This is a genomic window from Streptomyces sp. NPDC107500, assembly GCF_055582785.1.
In genome coordinates, this window is the sequence record NZ_JBVJPF010000001.1 from 1,092,609 (window position 1) to 1,109,290 (window position 16,682).

Genomic DNA, 16,682 nt, shown 5'->3' on the forward strand with positions numbered 1-16,682 from the left:
GGGGTGGTGGGGCGTCGGATCTGAAGCGCCCCGGCCCCGGCGGCCGCGGGCCGTGGGCCTCGGACGTGGAGGCGCCTCACCCCCGGAGGGCTCAGCCCCTGCGCAGCAGGCGGGTCGCGCCCGCTGCCACCGTCGTCGCCAGGATCCAGCCCAGCAGGATCAGGGCCGTCGCCAGCCACTGCCAGGCGTCGTGGAGCTGCCAGAAGCCGGCCTGGCCCAGGTCGATGACCGGCAGGAGCAGGTCGAGGGCGAAGAGGGCCGGGTTCCAGTCCGGGTGCTCGCCGGCCTTCAGCGGGGGCGGCTCGGCACGGGCGAAGGCGAGCGAGCCCGCCGCCCACAGCACCGCCATCCACACCGCGGCCCGCCCCGGCCGGTAGCCGTAGGCGACCGTCCAGTCCTGGGCGTACCCCACGAGCTTCGCGGCGATCGGCAGGCTCTCGCGGCGTCGGCGGTGCTTGGCGAGCAGCACCTCGCGGGCGTCCTCGTCCTCCCCGCCGGCCCGCAGCACGGCCGCGAGGCGCTCGTACGGCTCCGGGTTGTACTCGGCGGTCGCGGCGCCCACCCAGCGCAGCCGCTTCGCCAGCGGGAAGGGCCCGCGCGGCACCAGGTTCTCGTAGGCGAAGCCGCCCATGTGCAGGCGGCCGGGTCCCGGCCAGCTGTCCGCCCGGTCCATCAGGTTGACGACCCGCGCCCCCGACAGCACCACCCGGCCCCGCGCCGGCCGCTCGCCCAGGAACCGCAGCTCGGGCGTCTGCACCCGGCGCAGCGACAGCTCCTGCTCGTCGGTGAAGGTGAAGCGGGCGTGCTCGAAGTCGAGCGCGTCGCCGAACCGCCCGTCGTCCAGCCGCACCCCGCCCTCGCACTCGAAGCGCTGGATCCGCGTGCCCTGCGCCGGTGTGGTGCCCCGCAGCAGCGGGCTGCCGAGCCCCGCCGGGGTCAGGTACAGGGTGCGCTCCACCGTCAGCTGCGGAGCGTTGAGCGCGTGCCGCGTGTACGGGTTGAGGAGCCGGGCGCCGCGCAGGCTCAGCGACACGCCGACCTGGGCGCTGCGCAGACTCACCTCGCCGTGCGACTCCAGCATCTCGGCCTGGAGGTCCTGCCCGACGGTCATGCCGTCGGCGGCGATGGAACGGCCGTGCCGGTCCCGGTGGACGATCGCCTGGTTGAGCAGCAGGTCGGTGCCTATCCGCGCGTCCGTGAGTCGAATGCCGCCCCGGAAACGGGAGCGGGGCAGGTGCAGGTCGCCCTCCGTGTGCAGCCGGGCCGCCTCCAGACGGGGCACCGAGCAGTCCACCAGGCGCACGGTCGTGAACCGGGTCTCCGGCAGCAGCACCTCCCGCTCGAACCGGCAGCCCCGCAGCTCCACGTACGGCTCCACGGTGCCGCCGGCCAGGTCCATCGTGCCGCTGATCCGCACGCCGGTCAGCTGGAGCGAGGCCACCCGGCCCGCGAGCGCCGGCGGACCGTCCAGCAGCAGCCAGCACACGATGCGGGCCCGCACGCTCCGCTCCGGTCCCCACGGGTGCCCGCCGTGCGGGTCGTCGACGAGCGCGTCGCCGCTGCTGAGGTCGTACACGCTGCCGTTGCGGAAGGCCTGCCACATGCCGGCCTCGGCGGCGGTCAGGTCGTCCGGCAGCTCTCCGTCACGAGGGCCCACCACTACGGTCACGGCACTTCACTCCCTCCCCAACTACTCGCCGGTCACTCACTCTTCGTACAACCGTTCATGCCCACTGGGTGACACTCCGAACACTCAAAGTGAGCACCGATTCGAGTGAGTTGCCCGTGGGCCGCGCGGGGCCGCCGCGTTCTGTATCAGCCATTGATACGCGCGAACCGTGCCCGACGCGGGTCTGAGAGAATTGGTTCCGTGATCTCCCGAATCGATCTGCGCGGCGACGCCCTCCCCGAGGGCCCCGCTCTGCGCGACCTGCTGCCCCGAGCCGACTTCGACGTCTCGGCCGCCCTGGAGAAGGTGCGTCCGATCTGCGAGGCCGTGCATCATCGGGGCGACGCGGCGCTGATCGACTTCGCCGAGCAGTTCGACGGGGTCAGGCTGGACCACGTCAGGGTCCCGGTGGCCGCGCTCACGCGCGCGCTGGAGGAGCTGGACCCGGCCGTGCGCGCGGCCCTGGAGGAGTCCATCCGCCGCGCCCGGCTCGTCCACCGCGAGCAGCGCCGCACCACCCACACCACGCAGGTCGTGCCCGGCGGCTCGGTCACCGAGAAGTGGGTGCCGGTCGAGCGGGTCGGGCTGTACGCGCCCGGCGGCCGGTCGGTCTACCCGTCGTCCGTGATCATGAACGTGGTGCCCGCGCAGGAGGCGGGCGTAGAGTCGGTCGCCCTCGCCTCGCCCGCCCAGGCCGAGTTCGACGGCCTCCCGCACCCGACCATCCTCGCCGCCTGCGCCCTGCTCGGCGTCGACGAGGTGTACGCGGCGGGCGGCGCCACCGCCGTCGCGATGTTCGCGTACGGCACCGAGTCCTGCCCGCCCGCCAACATGGTCACCGGCCCGGGCAACATCTGGGTCGCCGCCGCCAAGCGCTACTTCACCGGAAAGATCGGCATCGACGCCGAGGCCGGCCCGACCGAGATCGCGGTCCTCGCCGACGCCACCGCCGACCCGGTGCACGTCGCCTCCGACCTGATCAGCCAGGCCGAGCACGACCCGCTGGCCGCCGCCGTCCTGGTCACCGACTCCGTGGAGCTCGCGGACGCGGTCGAGAAGGAACTCCAGCCGCAGGTCGAGGCCACCAAGCACATCGACGACCGGATCGTCCCCGCCCTGAAGGGCCGCCAGTCCGCGATCGTCCTGGTCGACGGCCTGGACGAGGGCCTGCGCGTCGTGGACGCCTACGGCGCCGAGCACCTGGAGATCCAGACCGCCGACGCCGCCGCCCTCGCCGACCGGGTGAAGAACGCCGGCGCGGTCTTCGTCGGCCCCTGGGCGCCCGTCTCCCTCGGTGACTACGCGGCCGGGTCCAACCACGTCCTGCCCACCGGCGGCTGCGCCTGCCACTCCTCGGGCCTGTCCGTGCAGTCCTTCCTGCGCGGCATCCACATCGTCGACTACACGCGCGACGCGCTCGCCGAGGTCGCGCACCACGTGGTGACGCTGGCGGAGGCCGAGGACCTGCCCGCGCACGGGGCGGCGATCAAGGCGAGGTTCGAGTGGAAGGTCCCGGAGAGCAAGTGACGTTCGGAATCGACGACCTCCCCGTACGGGACGAGCTGCGCGGCAAGTCCCCCTACGGCGCGCCCCAACTGGACGTGCCCGTACGGCTGAACACCAACGAGAACCCCTACCCGCTGCCCGAGGCGCTGGTCGAGCGGATCACCGAGCGGGTCCGCGAGGCCGCCCGCGACCTCAACCGCTACCCGGACCGGGACGCGGTCGAGCTGCGCACCGGGCTCGCCGAGTACCTGACGAAGACCTCCGGCCACCCGCTGGACACGGGCAACGTCTGGGCGGCCAACGGCTCCAACGAGGTCATCCAGCAGCTGCTCCAGACCTTCGGCGGCCCGGGCCGGACCGCGATCGGCTTCGAGCCCTCGTACTCGATGCACGGCCTCATCGCGCGCGGCACCGGCACGGGCTGGATCTCCGGGCCGCGCCACGACGACTTCACCATCGACGTGCCCGCCGCCGAGCGTGCCCTCGCCGAGCACCGCCCCGACGTCGTCTTCATCACCACCCCCAACAACCCCACCGGTAACGCCGTCCCGGCCGAGACCGTCCTCGCCCTGTACGAGGCCGCCCAGGCGGCGAAGCCCTCGATGGTCGTCGTGGACGAGGCCTACATCGAGTTCAGCCACGGCGCGTCGCTGCTGCCGCTGCTGGACGGCCGGCCCCGCCTCGTGATCTCCCGCACCATGTCGAAGGCGTTCGGCGCGGCGGGCCTGCGCCTGGGCTACCTCGCCGCGCACCCGGCCGTCGTCGACGCCGTCCAGCTCGTACGGCTGCCGTACCACCTCTCGGCCGTGACCCAGGCGACCGCGCTGGCCGCCCTGGAACACACGGACACGCTGCTGAAGTACGTCGAGCAGCTCAAGACCGAGCGGGACCGGCTGGTCGCCGAGCTGCGCGCCACCGGCTACGAGGTGACCGAGTCCGACGCCAACTTCGTCCAGTTCGGGCGGTTCGCGGACTCCCACGAGGCCTGGCGGAAGATCCTCGACCGGGGCGTCCTGGTCCGGGACAACGGCGTACCGGGGTGGCTGCGGGTCACCGCCGGAACCCCGGAGGAGAACGACGCGTTCCTCGACGCGGTACGTGAAGTCAAGAAGGAGCAGAACACATGAGCCGCGTGGGACGCGTGGAGCGTACGACCAAGGAGACCTCGGTCCTCGTCGAGATCGACCTCGACGGCACCGGGAAGACCGACATCGCCACCGGCGTCGGCTTCTACGACCACATGCTCGACCAGCTCGGCCGGCACGGTCTGTTCGACCTGACCGTGAAGACCGACGGCGACCTGCACATCGACTCCCACCACACCATCGAGGACACCGCCCTCGCGCTGGGCGCCGCCTTCAAGCAGGCCCTCGGCGACAAGGTGGGCATCTACCGCTTCGGCAACTGCACGGTGCCGCTGGACGAGTCCCTCGCCCAGGTCACCGTCGACCTCTCGGGCCGCCCCTACCTCGTGCACACCGAGCCCGAGAAGATGGCGCCGATGATCGGCGAGTACGACACCACGATGACCCGGCACATCCTGGAGTCCTTCGTCGCCCAGGCCCAGGTCGCGCTGCACGTGCACGTGCCCTACGGGCGCAACGCGCACCACATCGTGGAGTGCCAGTTCAAGGCGCTGGCCCGGGCCCTGCGCTACGCCAGCGAGCGCGACCCCCGCGCGGCCGGCATCCTGCCTTCCACGAAGGGCGCGCTCTAACCCATGAACGGTACGTCCACCGCGCTGATCGTCGTCGGCCTGTTCTTCATCGGCGGCATCATCTCCTTCGCCAAGCAGCAGATGCCCAAGGGCCTGATCGTGCTGCTCTCCATCGGTGCCGCGATGTGCCTGTTCGCGGGCGTGCTGCGCCTGGAGGTGTGGAATTGACCTCCCCCGCCAAGCGGGTCGTCGTCTTCGACTACGGATTCGGCAACATCCGTTCCGCCGAGCGCGCCCTCGCGCGCGCGGGAGCCGACGTCGAGATCACCCGTGACTACGACAAGGCCATGAACGCCGACGGCCTGCTGGTCCCCGGCGTCGGCGCCTTCGCCGCCTGCATGGACGGCCTCAAGGCGGCCCGCGGCGACTGGGTCGTGGACCGCAGGCTGTCGGGCGGCCGCCCGGTGATGGGCATCTGCGTGGGCATGCAGATCCTGTTCGCGCGTGGCATCGAGCACGGCGTGGAGGCCGAGGGCCTGGACGAGTGGCCCGGCACCGTCGGCCCGCTCCAGGCCGACATCGTGCCCCACATGGGCTGGAACACCGTCGACGCGCCGGCCGACTCCCAGCTCTTCGCGGGCCTGGACGCGGACGCCCGCTTCTACTTCGTGCACTCCTACGCCGTCCACGACTGGACCCAGGAGTCGCTCAACCCGCTGATCGCCCCGCCCAAGGTCACCTGGTCCACGCACGGCAAGCCCTTCGTGGCCGCCGTGGAGAACGGCGCCCTGTGGGCCACGCAGTTCCACCCCGAGAAGTCCGGTGACGCGGGAGCCCAGCTCCTCAGCAACTGGATCGAGACCCTGTAGAGATGAGCCCGGTAGAGATGAGCAAGCTCGAACTCCTCCCCGCCGTCGACGTCCGCGACGGCCAGGCCGTCCGCCTCGTGCACGGCGAGTCCGGCACCGAGACCTCCTACGGCTCCCCGCTGGAGGCCGCCCTCGCCTGGCAGCGCTCCGGCGCCGAGTGGCTGCACCTCGTCGACCTGGACGCCGCCTTCGGCACCGGGGACAACCGTGCGCTGATCGCCGAGGTCGCGAAGGCCATGGACATCAAGGTCGAGCTGTCCGGCGGCATCCGCGACGACGACACGCTCGCCGCCGCGCTCGCCACCGGCTGCACGCGGGTGAACCTGGGCACGGCCGCCCTGGAGACCCCCGAGTGGGTCGCCCGGATCATCGCCGAGCACGGCGACAAGATCGCCGTCGGTCTCGACGTACGCGGCACCACGCTGCGCGGCCGCGGCTGGACCCGCGACGGCGGCGACCTCTACGAGACGCTGGCCCGCCTCGACAAGGAGGGCTGCGCCCGGTACGTCGTCACCGACATCGCCAAGGACGGCACCCTCCAGGGCCCCAACCTGGAGCTCCTGAAGAACGTCTGCGCGGCCACCGACCGCCCGGTCGTCGCCTCCGGCGGCGTCTCCTCCCTGGACGACCTGCGCGCCATCGCCGGTCTCGTCCCGGCCGGTGTCGAGGGGGCCATCGTCGGGAAGGCCCTGTACGCGAAGGCGTTCACCCTGGAAGAAGCCTTGGAGGCTGTGTCGCCATGACATCCGAAGCCGTACGGCGTGTGCAGAGCGGAAATCCCTGGGAAGAGTCCTTCGGTTTCGCACGGGCCGTGGCGGCGGGTGATCATGTCATCGTGGCCGGCACGACCGCCTTCAAGGGCGACGTGCTGTACGGCGACGGCGACCCGTACGAACAGACCAAGGTGGCCTTCGCCACCGCCATCGAGGCGATCGGTGAGTTCGGGCTCGGCATCGAGTCCGTGATCCGGACGCGTGTGTGCCTGGCACATTCGCGCGACGTCGATGCGGTGGGCCGCGCCCACAAGGAGCTGTTCGACGCCGTACGCCCGGTGACGACCCTGCTGGTCGTCGAGGGCTTCATCGACTCGCGGGTGCTGGTGTCGGTGGAGCTGGAAGCATTCAGAGGACAGTAGGAACAGCAAGAGGAGCCGTGGATTCATGACCCTGGCGGTCCGAGTCATCCCCTGCCTGGACGTGGACGGCGGCCGGGTCGTCAAGGGCGTGAACTTCCAGAACCTGCGCGACGCGGGCGACCCCGTCGAGATGGCCAAGGTGTACGACGCCGAGGGCGCCGACGAGCTGACGTTCCTGGACATCACCGCCTCGTCGGGCAACCGCGAGACGACCTACGACGTGGTGCGGCGCACCGCCGAGCAGGTGTTCATCCCGCTGACCGTCGGCGGCGGCGTGCGGACCGCCGACGACGTCGACAAGCTGTTGCGGGCCGGCGCGGACAAGGTGGGCGTGAACACGGCCGCCATCGCCCGGCCCGAGCTGATCCGCGAGATCGCCGAGCGGTTCGGCCGCCAGGTCCTCGTGCTGTCGGTGGACGCGCGGCGCACCGAGGCGGGCACCTTCGAGGTGACCACCCACGGCGGTCGGCGCGGCACCGGCATCGACGCGGTGGAGTGGGCGCACCGGGCCGCGGAGCTGGGCGCGGGGGAGATCCTGCTCAACTCGATGGACGCGGACGGCACGAAGGACGGCTACGACCTGGAGATGATCGAGGCGGTCCGGCGCCACGTGACCGTCCCGGTGATCGCCTCCGGCGGCGCGGGCCGCCTCACCGACTTCCCGCCCGCCGTGGCGGCGGGCGCGGACGCGGTCCTGGCGGCCTCCGTGTTCCACTTCGGCGACCTGCGGATCGGCGAGGTGAAGGAGACGCTGCGCGGGGCGGGGCATCCCGTTCGGTAGTCCGGGAGCCGGCAGAGCTGCGGGCCGGGGCGCGGCTGCGTGTGTCGCGGTCCAGTGCCTCGCGCATGACGCCCCGATGTCAGGCGTGGCCGCCCGGCGCCAAGAGCGCGCTTCGGGGCCCTGGGAAAGGAAAGTTGCGCAACACGTGTACGGGTTTCCGTTCCGTGTCTGAGCGGACCACGTCCGTGCCGGACACCGTCATGTCCCCGGCGGCAGGGGTCGCCGCCCATCGCGACCCCAACGTCCTGCGCTGGGTCGCCGCCTACACCGTCTCCATGGTCGGGGACATGGTGTTCTACCTCGCGCTGTCCTGGGCCGCCGTGCAGAACGGCACCGCCGCGCAGGCCGGGATCGTCACCGCCGTGAGCGCGGTGCCGCGGGCGCTGCTGATGCTGGGCGGCGGCGTGGTCGCCGACCGGTTCGGGCCGCGCCGGGTCGTCATCGGCAGTGACGCCGTACGGTGCGGCACGGTCCTCGCGGTGGCCGCCGTGCTCTTCGTGACCGACCCCGGGCTCTGGCTGCTCGCGCTGCTCGCCGTCGTCTTCGGCACCGTCGACGCCGTGTTCCTGCCCGCCGTCGGCGCGCTTCCCGCGCGGATCACCACCAAGGACCAGCTCGCCCGCGTCCAGGGGATGCGCGGCCTCGGCATCCGCTTCGCCGCCGTGGTGGGCGCCCCGCTCGGCGGGCTCGGCGTGGCGGTGGGCGGTTCGGCCGCCGCCTTCGCGTGCGCGGGGCTGCTGATCGCCGTCTCCGTGCCGCTGCTGGTCTCCGTACGGGTGCGCGAGCCGGCGCCCGACGAGGCCACCGCCCGGAACGACACCACCGCCTGGCGCGACCTGCGGGCCGGCCTGCGCCACGTCCGCCGGCACCGCGTGCTCGGCCCGCTGATGATCACCATCGCCCTCGGCGACCTCGGCTTCGTCGGCCCGCTCAACGTCGGCCTCACCCTGCTCGCGGACGAACGCGGCTGGGGCGCCTCCGGCATGGGCTGGGTGCTCGGCGGCTTCGGAACGGGGGCCGGCGTGGCGGCGCTGCTGCTGACCGTGCGCGGACGCGTCCCGTACGCCGGTCTGGTCGCCGCCGGAGCCATCATCCCCGGCGCCGCCGCCATCGCCGCCCTGGCGTACGCCCCCGGCCTCCCCGTGGCCGTCGGCACCGCGGTGCTCGTGGGGCTGCTCACGGGGCTCAGCGGCGCCATGTGCGGAGCCCTGCTCCAGACCCAGGCCGACACCGCCTACCTGGGGCGCGTCACGGCGGTGGCCGGGATCGTCAGCCTGGGGATCGCGCCCCTGAGCATGCCGCTGTCCGCCGCCGCGATCGGCGTCTGGGGCACCGGGCCGGTCTTCGTCGTCAGTGCGGTGGTCTGCGCCCTCGGCGGGGTCGTCGCCCTGTGCGCGCCCGGCCTGCGGCGGGCCGAACTGCCGAAGTGAGCGGCGGCCTCAGAGCCCGAGCTGCTTGGTCTCCCGCAGCCTGGTGATCGCGGCCTTCTCGCCGTCGAGTTCCACGTTCGCCGCGTCCTGCCGGCCGTACGCGAAGAGCAGCAGCTCGGACGGCTCGCCGGTGGCCGTCACCACCGGCGTGCCCCGGTGGGCGACGGCCGTCTGCCCGTTGGGGCGGCGCAGGACGAGCCCCGTCGGGACGCCCCGGCCCATCAGCCGGGCGGCGCGCTCCAGGCGGGACCACAGGGCGTCCTGGAAGACCGGGTCCAGCTCGCGCGGCGACCAGTCGGGCCGGGCCCGGCGGACGTCCTCGGTGTGGACGTAGAACTCCACCGTGTTGGCCGCCTCGTCCACCTGCTTGAGCTGGAACGGCGAGAACCGGGGCGGGCCGGTGCGGATCAGCTGGAGCAGCTCCTCGTACGGCTTCGCGCCGTACTCCTCCATCACCCGGTCGAGCCGGGACGCCAGCTGCTTGATCAGGCTGCCCCCGGCGGCGTCCGGCCGGCGCTCGCGCACCACCACGTGCGCGGCGAGGTCGCGGGTCCGCCAGCCCTCGCACAGGGTCGGCGCGTCCGGGCCCGCAGTCTCCAACAGGTCCGCGAGCAGAAGTCGTTCACGCTTGGCGAAAGTCGACATGCGGCCAGCCTACGGCGCCCGGCCGGGTCCGCCCAATGGACAGCGCCGGGGTGTGTCCGACCCGCGCGGCACAATGGGCGCATGACCAGCAGCTCCCCCCGGCCGTCCAGCCCGCTCGCCCCGGAGATCGCGGACCGCCTCAAGCGCAGCGCCGACGGCCTCCTGCCCGCCATCGCCCAGCAGTACGACACCGGAGAGGTGCTGATGCTCGGCTGGATGGACGACGAGGCACTGCACCGCACGCTGACCACGGGACGCTGCACCTACTGGTCGCGCAGCAGGCAGGAGTACTGGATCAAGGGTGACACCTCCGGGCACTTCCAGTGGGTGAAGTCCGTCGCCCTGGACTGCGACGCCGACACCGTCCTGGTCAAGGTCGACCAGGTCGGCGCCGCCTGCCACACCGGCGCCCGCACCTGCTTCGACGCCGACGTGCTCCTCGCCGAAGCGGCCGAGGGGGCCGACGGCGCGGGTTCCGGCGAGCCCGCCGCGGGTCAGTAGGGTCTGCCGCCATGGACGACATGGATCTCCCGACCTTCCGCAAGCTGGCCGCCGACCGCCGCGTGATCCCGGTGAGCCGCAAGCTCCTCGCCGACGGCGACACCCCCGTGGCGCTGTACCGCAAGCTGGCGGCCGAGCGCCCCGGCACCTTCCTGCTGGAGTCCGCCGAGAACGGACGATCCTGGTCCCGGTACTCCTTCGTCGGCGTCCGCAGCGCCGCCACCCTCACCGAGAAGGACGGGCAGACCCACTGGCAGGGCACCCCACCCGTCGGCGTCCCCACCGACGGCGACCCGCTCGCCGCGCTGCGCGCCACCGTCGAGGCCCTGCACACCCCCCGCGACCTCGCCCACGACCTGGGCCTGCCGCCCTTCACCGGCGGCATGGTCGGCTACCTCGGCTACGACATCGTGCGCCGCCTTGAGAAGGTCGGCCCGGGGGAGCGGGACGACCTCAAGCTCCCCGAGCTGACCATGCTGCTCACCAGCGACCTCGCCGTCATGGACCACTGGGAGGGCTCGGTCCTGCTGATCGCCAACGCGATCAACCACAACGACCTGGAGACCGGCGTCGACGAGGCCTACGCCGACGCGATCGCCCGCCTGGACGTCATGGAGGCCGACCTCACGCGCGCGGTCGCCCAGCCCCCGGCCGCCCTGCCGCCGTCCGAGCTGCCCGAGTACACCGCGCTGTGGGGCGGCCCCGACTTCCAGGAGGCCGTCGAGGACATCAAGGAGCGCATCCGCGCGGGGGAGGCCTTCCAGGTCGTCCCCTCCCAGCGGTTCGAGACGCCGTGCACCGCGAGCGCGCTGGACGTGTACCGGGTGCTGCGGGCCACCAACCCCTCCCCGTACATGTACCTGCTCCGCCTCGACGGCTTCGACGTCGTCGGGTCGTCGCCCGAGGCCCTGGTCAAGGTCGAGGACGGCCGCGCCATGGTGCACCCCATCGCCGGCACCCGGCCCCGCGGCGCCACCCCGCAGGAGGACCAGGCCCTCGCCGACGAACTGCTCGCCGACCCCAAGGAGCGCGCCGAGCACCTGATGCTCGTCGACCTCGGCCGCAACGACCTCGGCCGGGTCTGCGAGCCCGGCTCGGTCGAGGTCGTCGACTTCATGTCCGTCGAGCGGTACTCGCACGTCATGCACATCGTCTCGACGGTCACCGGACGGGTCGCCCCCGGCCGCACCGCCTTCGACGTCCTCACCTCCTGCTTCCCGGCCGGCACCCTCTCCGGCGCCCCCAAGCCGCGCGCCCTCCAGATCATCGACGAACTCGAACCCTCCCGGCGCGGCCTGTACGGCGGCTGCGTCGGCTACCTCGACTTCGCGGGCGACTCCGACACCGCCATCGCCATCCGCACCGCGCTGCTGCGCGACGGCACGGCGTACGTCCAGGCGGGCGCCGGCATCGTCGCCGACTCCGACCCCGTCGCGGAGGACACCGAGTGCCGCAACAAGGCGGCGGCGGTGCTGCGCGCCGTACACACGGCCAACCGGCTGGCGCAATAGGGCCAACCCGCCGGAGCGGTGGGGCGATTCTCACGCCGGCCAATCCGAACCCCGGGTGACGGTTCGCCCGGGGTTCGGGTGATAGTGGAGTACGTGACAGCCGTTCCTCACCCCCGTACCCCAGCCGCAGGACCCGCCCGGGCCGGCCGGCGCAGCCTCGCCGTCGCCCTGCTGTGCGGTGCGCTCGGCGCCGCCGTCGCCCTGCTCGCCACCCGGCAGGAGTGGGCGGAGGGCACCGCGACGGTGGCCGGCGGCGCGTTCCCCCTGACCGCCAAGGGCAGCGACGTCACGGGCGTGCCCGCGGCGCTGGCCATAGTGGGCCTCGCCGCGCTCGTCGCCGTGTTCGCCGTCCGCCGCGCGGGCCGCTTCGCGGTGGCCGGCCTGCTCGCGCTGAGCGGCGCGGGCACCATCGCCGCCGCCCTGGCCGGCGCCTCCGACAGCTCCGCCCTGGACGACCAGGCCGCGAAGGCCGCCGGCGACACCTCGGCCACCGTGGACGTCCTCTCGCACACCGCCTGGCCGTACGTCGCGGCCGTGGGCGGCGCCCTGCTGCTGCTCGCCGGGCTGCTCGCGCTGCGCTACGGCCGCCAGTGGCCCGCGATGTCCGGCCGCTACGAGCGCGACGGCACCCCGCGCCCGCGCCGCAAGCCGCAGACCGTCGACCCGGACCGTCCCGAGGACCTCTGGAAGGCCATCGACCGCGGCGAGGACCCCACCAGCGCCTGACGCGCCGTCCCCCTGCGGAGCACCCCCGCTCACGGCGCGTGCGGGGGTGCGGGACAATGGGTACGAGCGTCCTGCTCAGACACGGCACACAGCAACGAGGAGCAAGCAATGGCGGGCAGCAGCCACGGTCACACCCCGGCCGCCTGGACCGGTGTCATCATCGCCTTCATCGGTTTCTGCATCGCGGGCCTGTTCATGGTGGCGGCCCAGCCGGCGGGCTTCTGGGCCGGCCTCGCGGTCGTCGCCCTCGGTGGTGTGGTGGGCTACATCATGCGGATGATGGGCCTCGGCCAGCCGAAGCACAGCCACCCCGTGCACCAGGTCGCCGGCGAGCGCGCCACGGCCGACGCCAAGGGCTGACCCCGCACGGCGTCACGGACCCACCGGAGGGGCGGAGCGGCACAGGGTGCCGGGACCGCCCCTCACGTGCGGGTGGGGACCGTCGGGGGCAGAATGCGGGGCGTGGACGCCGAGACCGCACAGCCGCCCCCGACCAGTGCCGTACCGAAGGGCCGGGCCGCCCGCCTCGCCGTCCCGGCCGCGGTGCTCGCGGCCGTCGCCGGGGCCTTCGCGTACGTGGGCGCCGTGGACCCCAACGAACCCGGGCACTACCCCGTCTGCCCCCTGCTGCGCTTCACGGGGGTCCTCTGCCCCGGCTGCGGCGGCCTGCGCAGCGCCCACGCCTTCGCCCACGGGGACCTGCTCGCCGCGTTGCAGGCCAACACGACGGCGGTCCTGGGCTATCTGGGGTTCGCCGTCCTGTGGACCGTCTGGGTGGTCCGCGCGGCCCGCGGCCGGCCGCTGCGGGTCGAACTGCGACCGGTCCACCTGTGGGCGCTGGGGACGTTGCTGCTGGTCTTCACGGTTGTCCGGAACCTGCCGTTCGGTGGCTGGCTCCGCCCTTGATCATCCGATGAATGTCCAGGTAATGGGACCGGCGGCGGCCGGATGCGGGCCCTGTGCCCGGCTCCGGATACCATCACAGTGACCACCGGTTTCGCCGTCTGAAAGGGGGCCGCTCGCGTGAGTGTGCTCGACGAGATCATCGACGGAGTCCGTGCCGACCTCGCGGAGCGGCAGGCGCGCGTCAGCCTCGACGAGCTCAAGGAGCGCGCGGCCAAGGCCCGTCCCGCGAAGGACGGTGTGGCCGCCCTGCGCGGCGACGGCGTCAAGGTCATCTGCGAGGTCAAGCGCTCCAGCCCGTCCAAGGGCGCGCTGGCGGCCATCGCCGACCCCGCCGGACTCGCCGCGGACTACGAGGCGGGCGGCGCCGCCGTCATCTCCGTCCTCACCGAGGAGCGCCGCTTCGGCGGCTCCCTGGCCGACCTGGACTCGGTCCGCGCCCGGGTGGACATCCCCGTGCTCCGCAAGGACTTCGTCGTCACCTCGTACCAGCTGTGGGAGGCCCGCGCGCACGGCGCCGACCTCGTGCTGCTGATCGTCGCGGCGCTCGACCAGCCCGCGCTGGAGTCCCTGATCGAGCGCGCCGAGTCCATCGGTCTCACCCCGCTCGTCGAGGTGCACGACGAGGACGAGGTCGAGCGCGCGGTGGACGCCGGGGCCAAGGTCATCGGCGTCAACGCGCGCAACCTGAAGACCCTGGAGGTCGACCGCGGCACCTTCGAACGGGTCGCCCCGGAGATCCCCGCGCACATCGTCAAGGTCGCCGAGTCCGGCGTCCGCGGCCCGCACGACCTCATCGCCTACGCCAACGAGGGCGCCGACGCCGTCCTGGTCGGCGAGTCCCTGGTCACCGGCCGCGACCCGAAGACGGCCGTCTCCGACCTGGTGGCCGCCGGCGAGCACCCGGCACTGCGCCACGGCCGCGGCTGACGCCCGGTAGGCTGACCGACGATGACTCTCCCGCTCACCCTGGCCACCAGGGATCCGTACGCGCGCCTGGCGCGAGGCTGCCGCCCCCGCGGCTGCCGCGCCCCCGCGCGCCGGATCCACGGCCGCCGGGTGCGGTACGTCATCGGAGACGAGCCCGGCCAGGTCAATGGCATGCGATGGCAGCAGCCCACCTAGGGGCGCGGGGCTCTGTTGCATCTGCGACTCCGTCGCGTGGGTAGCCGACACACGACACCCGCCCCCACGGCGATTAGTCACGTCAGACACTCACCGTGAGGTACACGCATGCCCAGCAACTTCTTCATCCCCGACCCCGAGGGTCAAACCCCCAGCCCCGAAGGCTACTTCGGGGCGTTCGGCGGCAAGTTCATCCCCGAGGCCCTCGTCGCCGCGGTCGACGAGGTCGCCGTCGAGTACGACAAGGCCAAGTCCGACCCGGAGTTCGCCCGCGAACTGGACGACCTCCTCGTCCACTACACCGGCCGCCCCAGCTCCCTGACCGAGGTTCCCCGCTTCGCCGAGCACGCCGGCGGCGCCCGGGTCTTCCTCAAGCGCGAGGACCTGAACCACACCGGCTCGCACAAGATCAACAACGTGCTGGGCCAGGCCCTGCTCACCAAGCGCATGGGCAAGACCCGCGTGATCGCCGAGACCGGCGCCGGTCAGCACGGCGTGGCGACGGCGACGGCCTGCGCCCTCTTCGGCCTCGACTGCACCATCTACATGGGCGAGATCGACACCCAGCGCCAGGCCCTGAACGTGGCCCGCATGCGGATGCTCGGCGCCGAGGTCATCGCCGTGAAGTCCGGCAGCCGCACCCTGAAGGACGCCATCAACGAGGCGTTCCGCGACTGGGTCGCCAACGTCGACCGCACGCACTACCTCTTCGGCACCGTCGCCGGACCGCACCCCTTCCCGGCGATGGTGCGCGACTTCCACCGCGTCATCGGCGTCGAGGCCCGCCGCCAGCTCCTGGAGCAGGCCGGACGCCTCCCCGACGCCGCGATCGCCTGCGTCGGCGGCGGCTCCAACGCCATCGGCCTCTTCCACGCCTTCATCCCCGACGCGGACGTCCGCCTCATCGGCTGCGAGCCCGCCGGGCACGGCGTGGAGACCGGCGAGCACGCGGCCACCCTGACCGCGGGCGAACCCGGCATCCTGCACGGCTCCCGTTCCTACGTCCTCCAGGACGACGAGGGCCAGATCACCGAGCCGTACTCGATCTCGGCCGGTCTGGACTACCCGGGCATCGGCCCCGAGCACTCCTACCTCAAGGACTCCGGCCGCGGCGAGTACCGCGCGGTCACCGACGACGCCGCCATGCAGGCCCTGCGCCTGCTGTCGCGCACCGAGGGCATCATCCCGGCCATCGAGAGCGCCCACGCGCTGGCCGGCGCCCTGGAGGTCGGCAAGGAACTGGGCAAGGACGGGCTGATCGTCGTCAACCTGTCCGGCCGCGGCGACAAGGACATGGACACCGCCGCCCGCTACTTCGGGCTGTACGACACGGACGCCGAGGTCGCCGCCGACGACGCCGGCACCACCGCGGAGATCGAGGGGGACGCCAAGTGAGCGGGAACGTACAGCTGCTGGACGACACCCTCGCCGGGGCCAGGTCCGAGGGCCGCGCCGCCCTCATCGCCTACCTCCCGGCCGGGTTCCCCACCGTCGACGGCGGCATCGAGGCGATCAAGGCAGCGCTCGACGGCGGCGCCGACGTCGTCGAGGTGGGCCTGCCGCACAGCGACCCGGTGCTCGACGGCCCGGTCATCCAGACCGCCGACGACATCGCCCTCAAGGGCGGTGTCCGCATCGCCGACGTGATGCGCACGGTCCGGGAGGCCCACGCCGCCACCGGCAAGCCGATCCTCGTCATGACGTACTGGAACCCCATCGACCGCTACGGCGTCGAGCGGTTCACCGCCGAGCTGGCCGAGGCCGGGGGCGCCGGGTGCATCCTGCCCGACCTGCCGGTCCAGGAGTCGGCGCTGTGGAGGGAGCACGCGGAGAAGCACGGGCTCGCCACCGTCTTCGTGGTCGCGCCCAGCAGCAAGGACGCGCGGCTTGCCGAGATCACCGCGGCCGGCAGCGGCTTCGTCTACGCCGCATCCCTCATGGGCGTCACCGGCACCCGTGAGTCGGTCGGCGCGCAGGCCGAGGACCTGGTGCGGCGCACCCGCGCCACCACCGACATCCCGGTCTGCGTCGGACTCGGCGTCTCCAACGCCGCGCAGGCCGCCGAGGTGGCCGGCTTCGCCGACGGTGTGATCGTCGGCTCGGCGTTCGTCAAGCGCATGCTGGACGCCCCCGACGACGCGGCGGGTCTGGAAGGCGTCCGCGCCCTCGCCGCCGACCTGGCGAAGGGCGTACGCGGAAAGGCGTGACGACGGGCACGTGACCA

Annotated in this window: 20 protein-coding genes; 18 read left to right on the forward strand and 2 right to left on the reverse strand. The window is 72.9% G+C overall.

The genetic code is table 11. From position 1 onward, the window contains the following. Positions 1-91: 91 nt before the first annotated feature. Positions 92-1,669 carry an oxidoreductase gene (locus ACZ67M_RS04825; RefSeq protein WP_361361485.1) on the reverse strand — a complete coding sequence of 526 codons (1,578 nt, stop codon included), beginning with the start codon at positions 1,667-1,669 and terminating at the stop codon, positions 92-94. 201 nt (positions 1,670-1,870) lie between these two features. Between ACZ67M_RS04825 and hisD the strand changes: the two genes are divergently transcribed. The 9 genes from hisD (at position 1,871) to ACZ67M_RS04870 (ending at position 9,047) form a co-directional block, all read left to right on the forward strand. Continuing rightward, positions 1,871-3,196, forward strand: coding sequence for a histidinol dehydrogenase (gene hisD / locus ACZ67M_RS04830; protein WP_161330215.1), 1,326 nt, complete (start codon positions 1,871-1,873; stop codon positions 3,194-3,196). Beyond that, positions 3,193-4,302: a histidinol-phosphate transaminase gene (locus tag ACZ67M_RS04835; protein ID WP_361361481.1), complete on the forward strand. Its 1,110-nt coding sequence runs from the start codon at positions 3,193-3,195 to the stop codon at positions 4,300-4,302. Before hisD ends, ACZ67M_RS04835 begins: the two co-directional genes overlap by 4 nt. Further along, entirely contained in the window at positions 4,299-4,892 is a 594-nt protein-coding gene (gene hisB, locus ACZ67M_RS04840) for an imidazoleglycerol-phosphate dehydratase HisB (protein ID WP_055416452.1), read from the forward strand. The genes ACZ67M_RS04835 and hisB overlap by 4 nt, the downstream gene beginning before the upstream one ends. A gap of 3 nt (positions 4,893-4,895) precedes the next feature. Beyond that, positions 4,896-5,060, forward strand: coding sequence for a hypothetical protein (locus ACZ67M_RS04845; protein ID WP_163015643.1), 165 nt, complete (start codon positions 4,896-4,898; stop codon positions 5,058-5,060). Then, on the forward strand, positions 5,051-5,701 hold the full coding sequence (gene hisH, locus ACZ67M_RS04850; protein WP_385802604.1) for an imidazole glycerol phosphate synthase subunit HisH: 651 nt from the start codon (positions 5,051-5,053) through the stop codon (positions 5,699-5,701). The genes ACZ67M_RS04845 and hisH overlap by 10 nt, the downstream gene beginning before the upstream one ends. Positions 5,702-5,718: 17 nt before the next feature. Further along, positions 5,719-6,444 carry a bifunctional 1-(5-phosphoribosyl)-5-((5-phosphoribosylamino)methylideneamino)imidazole-4-carboxamide isomerase/phosphoribosylanthranilate isomerase PriA gene (gene priA, locus ACZ67M_RS04855; RefSeq protein WP_122614908.1) on the forward strand — a complete coding sequence of 242 codons (726 nt, stop codon included), beginning with the start codon at positions 5,719-5,721 and terminating at the stop codon, positions 6,442-6,444. Then, positions 6,441-6,836 (forward strand): RidA family protein, encoded by a 396-nt coding sequence (locus tag ACZ67M_RS04860; protein ID WP_361361477.1) that lies wholly within the window; start codon positions 6,441-6,443, stop codon positions 6,834-6,836. Before priA ends, ACZ67M_RS04860 begins: the two co-directional genes overlap by 4 nt. Positions 6,837-6,861: 25 nt before the next feature. Continuing rightward, the gene (gene hisF, locus ACZ67M_RS04865; RefSeq protein ID WP_469849555.1) at positions 6,862-7,617 is read left to right on the forward strand and encodes an imidazole glycerol phosphate synthase subunit HisF; all 756 of its coding nucleotides are present in this window, start codon (positions 6,862-6,864) and stop codon (positions 7,615-7,617) included. Positions 7,618-7,817: 200 nt separating this feature from the next. Beyond that, entirely contained in the window at positions 7,818-9,047 is a 1,230-nt protein-coding gene (locus tag ACZ67M_RS04870; RefSeq protein ID WP_392009452.1) for an MFS transporter, read from the forward strand. A 9-nt stretch (positions 9,048-9,056) separates the two neighbouring features. Here ACZ67M_RS04870 and ACZ67M_RS04875 read toward each other — a convergent pair whose 3' ends face one another. Beyond that, positions 9,057-9,692 (reverse strand): TIGR03085 family metal-binding protein, encoded by a 636-nt coding sequence (locus ACZ67M_RS04875; RefSeq protein WP_361361473.1) that lies wholly within the window; start codon positions 9,690-9,692, stop codon positions 9,057-9,059. 81 nt (positions 9,693-9,773) lie between these two features. Here ACZ67M_RS04875 and hisI point away from each other — a divergent pair, with 81 nt between their 5' ends. The 9 genes from hisI to trpA all read left to right on the forward strand — a co-directional run bounded on the left by hisI (position 9,774) and on the right by trpA (position 16,665). Then, positions 9,774-10,193, forward strand: a complete 420-nt coding sequence (gene hisI / locus ACZ67M_RS04880) for a phosphoribosyl-AMP cyclohydrolase (RefSeq protein ID WP_469849557.1) — start codon at positions 9,774-9,776, stop codon at positions 10,191-10,193. A gap of 20 nt (positions 10,194-10,213) precedes the next feature. Continuing rightward, on the forward strand, positions 10,214-11,704 hold the full coding sequence (locus ACZ67M_RS04885; RefSeq protein WP_392103661.1) for an anthranilate synthase component I: 1,491 nt from the start codon (positions 10,214-10,216) through the stop codon (positions 11,702-11,704). 84 nt (positions 11,705-11,788) lie between these two features. Further along, on the forward strand, positions 11,789-12,430 hold the full coding sequence (locus ACZ67M_RS04890; RefSeq protein ID WP_125491019.1) for a TIGR02234 family membrane protein: 642 nt from the start codon (positions 11,789-11,791) through the stop codon (positions 12,428-12,430). A 108-nt stretch (positions 12,431-12,538) separates the two neighbouring features. Next, a complete protein-coding gene (locus ACZ67M_RS04895) occupies positions 12,539-12,790 on the forward strand; it encodes an HGxxPAAW family protein (protein WP_122614899.1) in 252 nt (83 codons plus the stop codon). A gap of 93 nt (positions 12,791-12,883) precedes the next feature. Beyond that, positions 12,884-13,336 (forward strand): DUF2752 domain-containing protein, encoded by a 453-nt coding sequence (locus tag ACZ67M_RS04900; RefSeq protein WP_385802609.1) that lies wholly within the window; start codon positions 12,884-12,886, stop codon positions 13,334-13,336. Between the two features lie 117 nt (positions 13,337-13,453). Then, positions 13,454-14,263, forward strand: coding sequence for an indole-3-glycerol phosphate synthase TrpC (gene trpC / locus ACZ67M_RS04905; RefSeq protein ID WP_052841514.1), 810 nt, complete (start codon positions 13,454-13,456; stop codon positions 14,261-14,263). A 21-nt stretch (positions 14,264-14,284) separates the two neighbouring features. Beyond that, positions 14,285-14,458: a tryptophan biosynthesis modulator TrpM gene (gene trpM / locus ACZ67M_RS04910; protein ID WP_392009244.1), complete on the forward strand. Its 174-nt coding sequence runs from the start codon at positions 14,285-14,287 to the stop codon at positions 14,456-14,458. Between the two features lie 108 nt (positions 14,459-14,566). Then, positions 14,567-15,853, forward strand: coding sequence for a tryptophan synthase subunit beta (trpB, locus tag ACZ67M_RS04915; protein ID WP_469849560.1), 1,287 nt, complete (start codon positions 14,567-14,569; stop codon positions 15,851-15,853). Then, positions 15,850-16,665: a tryptophan synthase subunit alpha gene (trpA, locus tag ACZ67M_RS04920; RefSeq protein WP_361361464.1), complete on the forward strand. Its 816-nt coding sequence runs from the start codon at positions 15,850-15,852 to the stop codon at positions 16,663-16,665. Before trpB ends, trpA begins: the two co-directional genes overlap by 4 nt. Positions 16,666-16,682: the final 17 nt, after the last annotated feature.

Bases quoted from the DNA above. Each gene is read 5' to 3' on its own strand.
- hisI (WP_469849557.1), top strand. From the start codon at position 9,774: ATGACCAGCAGCTCCCCCCGGCCGTCCAGCCCGCTCGCCCCGGAGATC.
- ACZ67M_RS04895 (WP_122614899.1), top strand. From the start codon at position 12,539: ATGGCGGGCAGCAGCCACGGTCACACCCCGGCCGCCTGGACCGGTGTC.
- priA (WP_122614908.1), top strand. From the start codon at position 5,719: ATGAGCAAGCTCGAACTCCTCCCCGCCGTCGACGTCCGCGACGGCCAG.
- ACZ67M_RS04885 (WP_392103661.1), top strand. From the start codon at position 10,214: ATGGATCTCCCGACCTTCCGCAAGCTGGCCGCCGACCGCCGCGTGATC.
- ACZ67M_RS04860 (WP_361361477.1), top strand. From the start codon at position 6,441: ATGACATCCGAAGCCGTACGGCGTGTGCAGAGCGGAAATCCCTGGGAA.
- ACZ67M_RS04870 (WP_392009452.1), top strand. From the start codon at position 7,818: ATGTCCCCGGCGGCAGGGGTCGCCGCCCATCGCGACCCCAACGTCCTG.
- hisF (WP_469849555.1), top strand. From the start codon at position 6,862: ATGACCCTGGCGGTCCGAGTCATCCCCTGCCTGGACGTGGACGGCGGC.
- trpM (WP_392009244.1), top strand. From the start codon at position 14,285: ATGACTCTCCCGCTCACCCTGGCCACCAGGGATCCGTACGCGCGCCTG.
- hisB (WP_055416452.1), top strand. From the start codon at position 4,299: ATGAGCCGCGTGGGACGCGTGGAGCGTACGACCAAGGAGACCTCGGTC.
- ACZ67M_RS04900 (WP_385802609.1), top strand. From the start codon at position 12,884: ATGCGGGGCGTGGACGCCGAGACCGCACAGCCGCCCCCGACCAGTGCC.
- ACZ67M_RS04845 (WP_163015643.1), top strand. From the start codon at position 4,896: ATGAACGGTACGTCCACCGCGCTGATCGTCGTCGGCCTGTTCTTCATC.
- trpB (WP_469849560.1), top strand. From the start codon at position 14,567: ATGCCCAGCAACTTCTTCATCCCCGACCCCGAGGGTCAAACCCCCAGC.
- ACZ67M_RS04875 (WP_361361473.1), bottom strand. From the start codon at position 9,692: ATGTCGACTTTCGCCAAGCGTGAACGACTTCTGCTCGCGGACCTGTTG.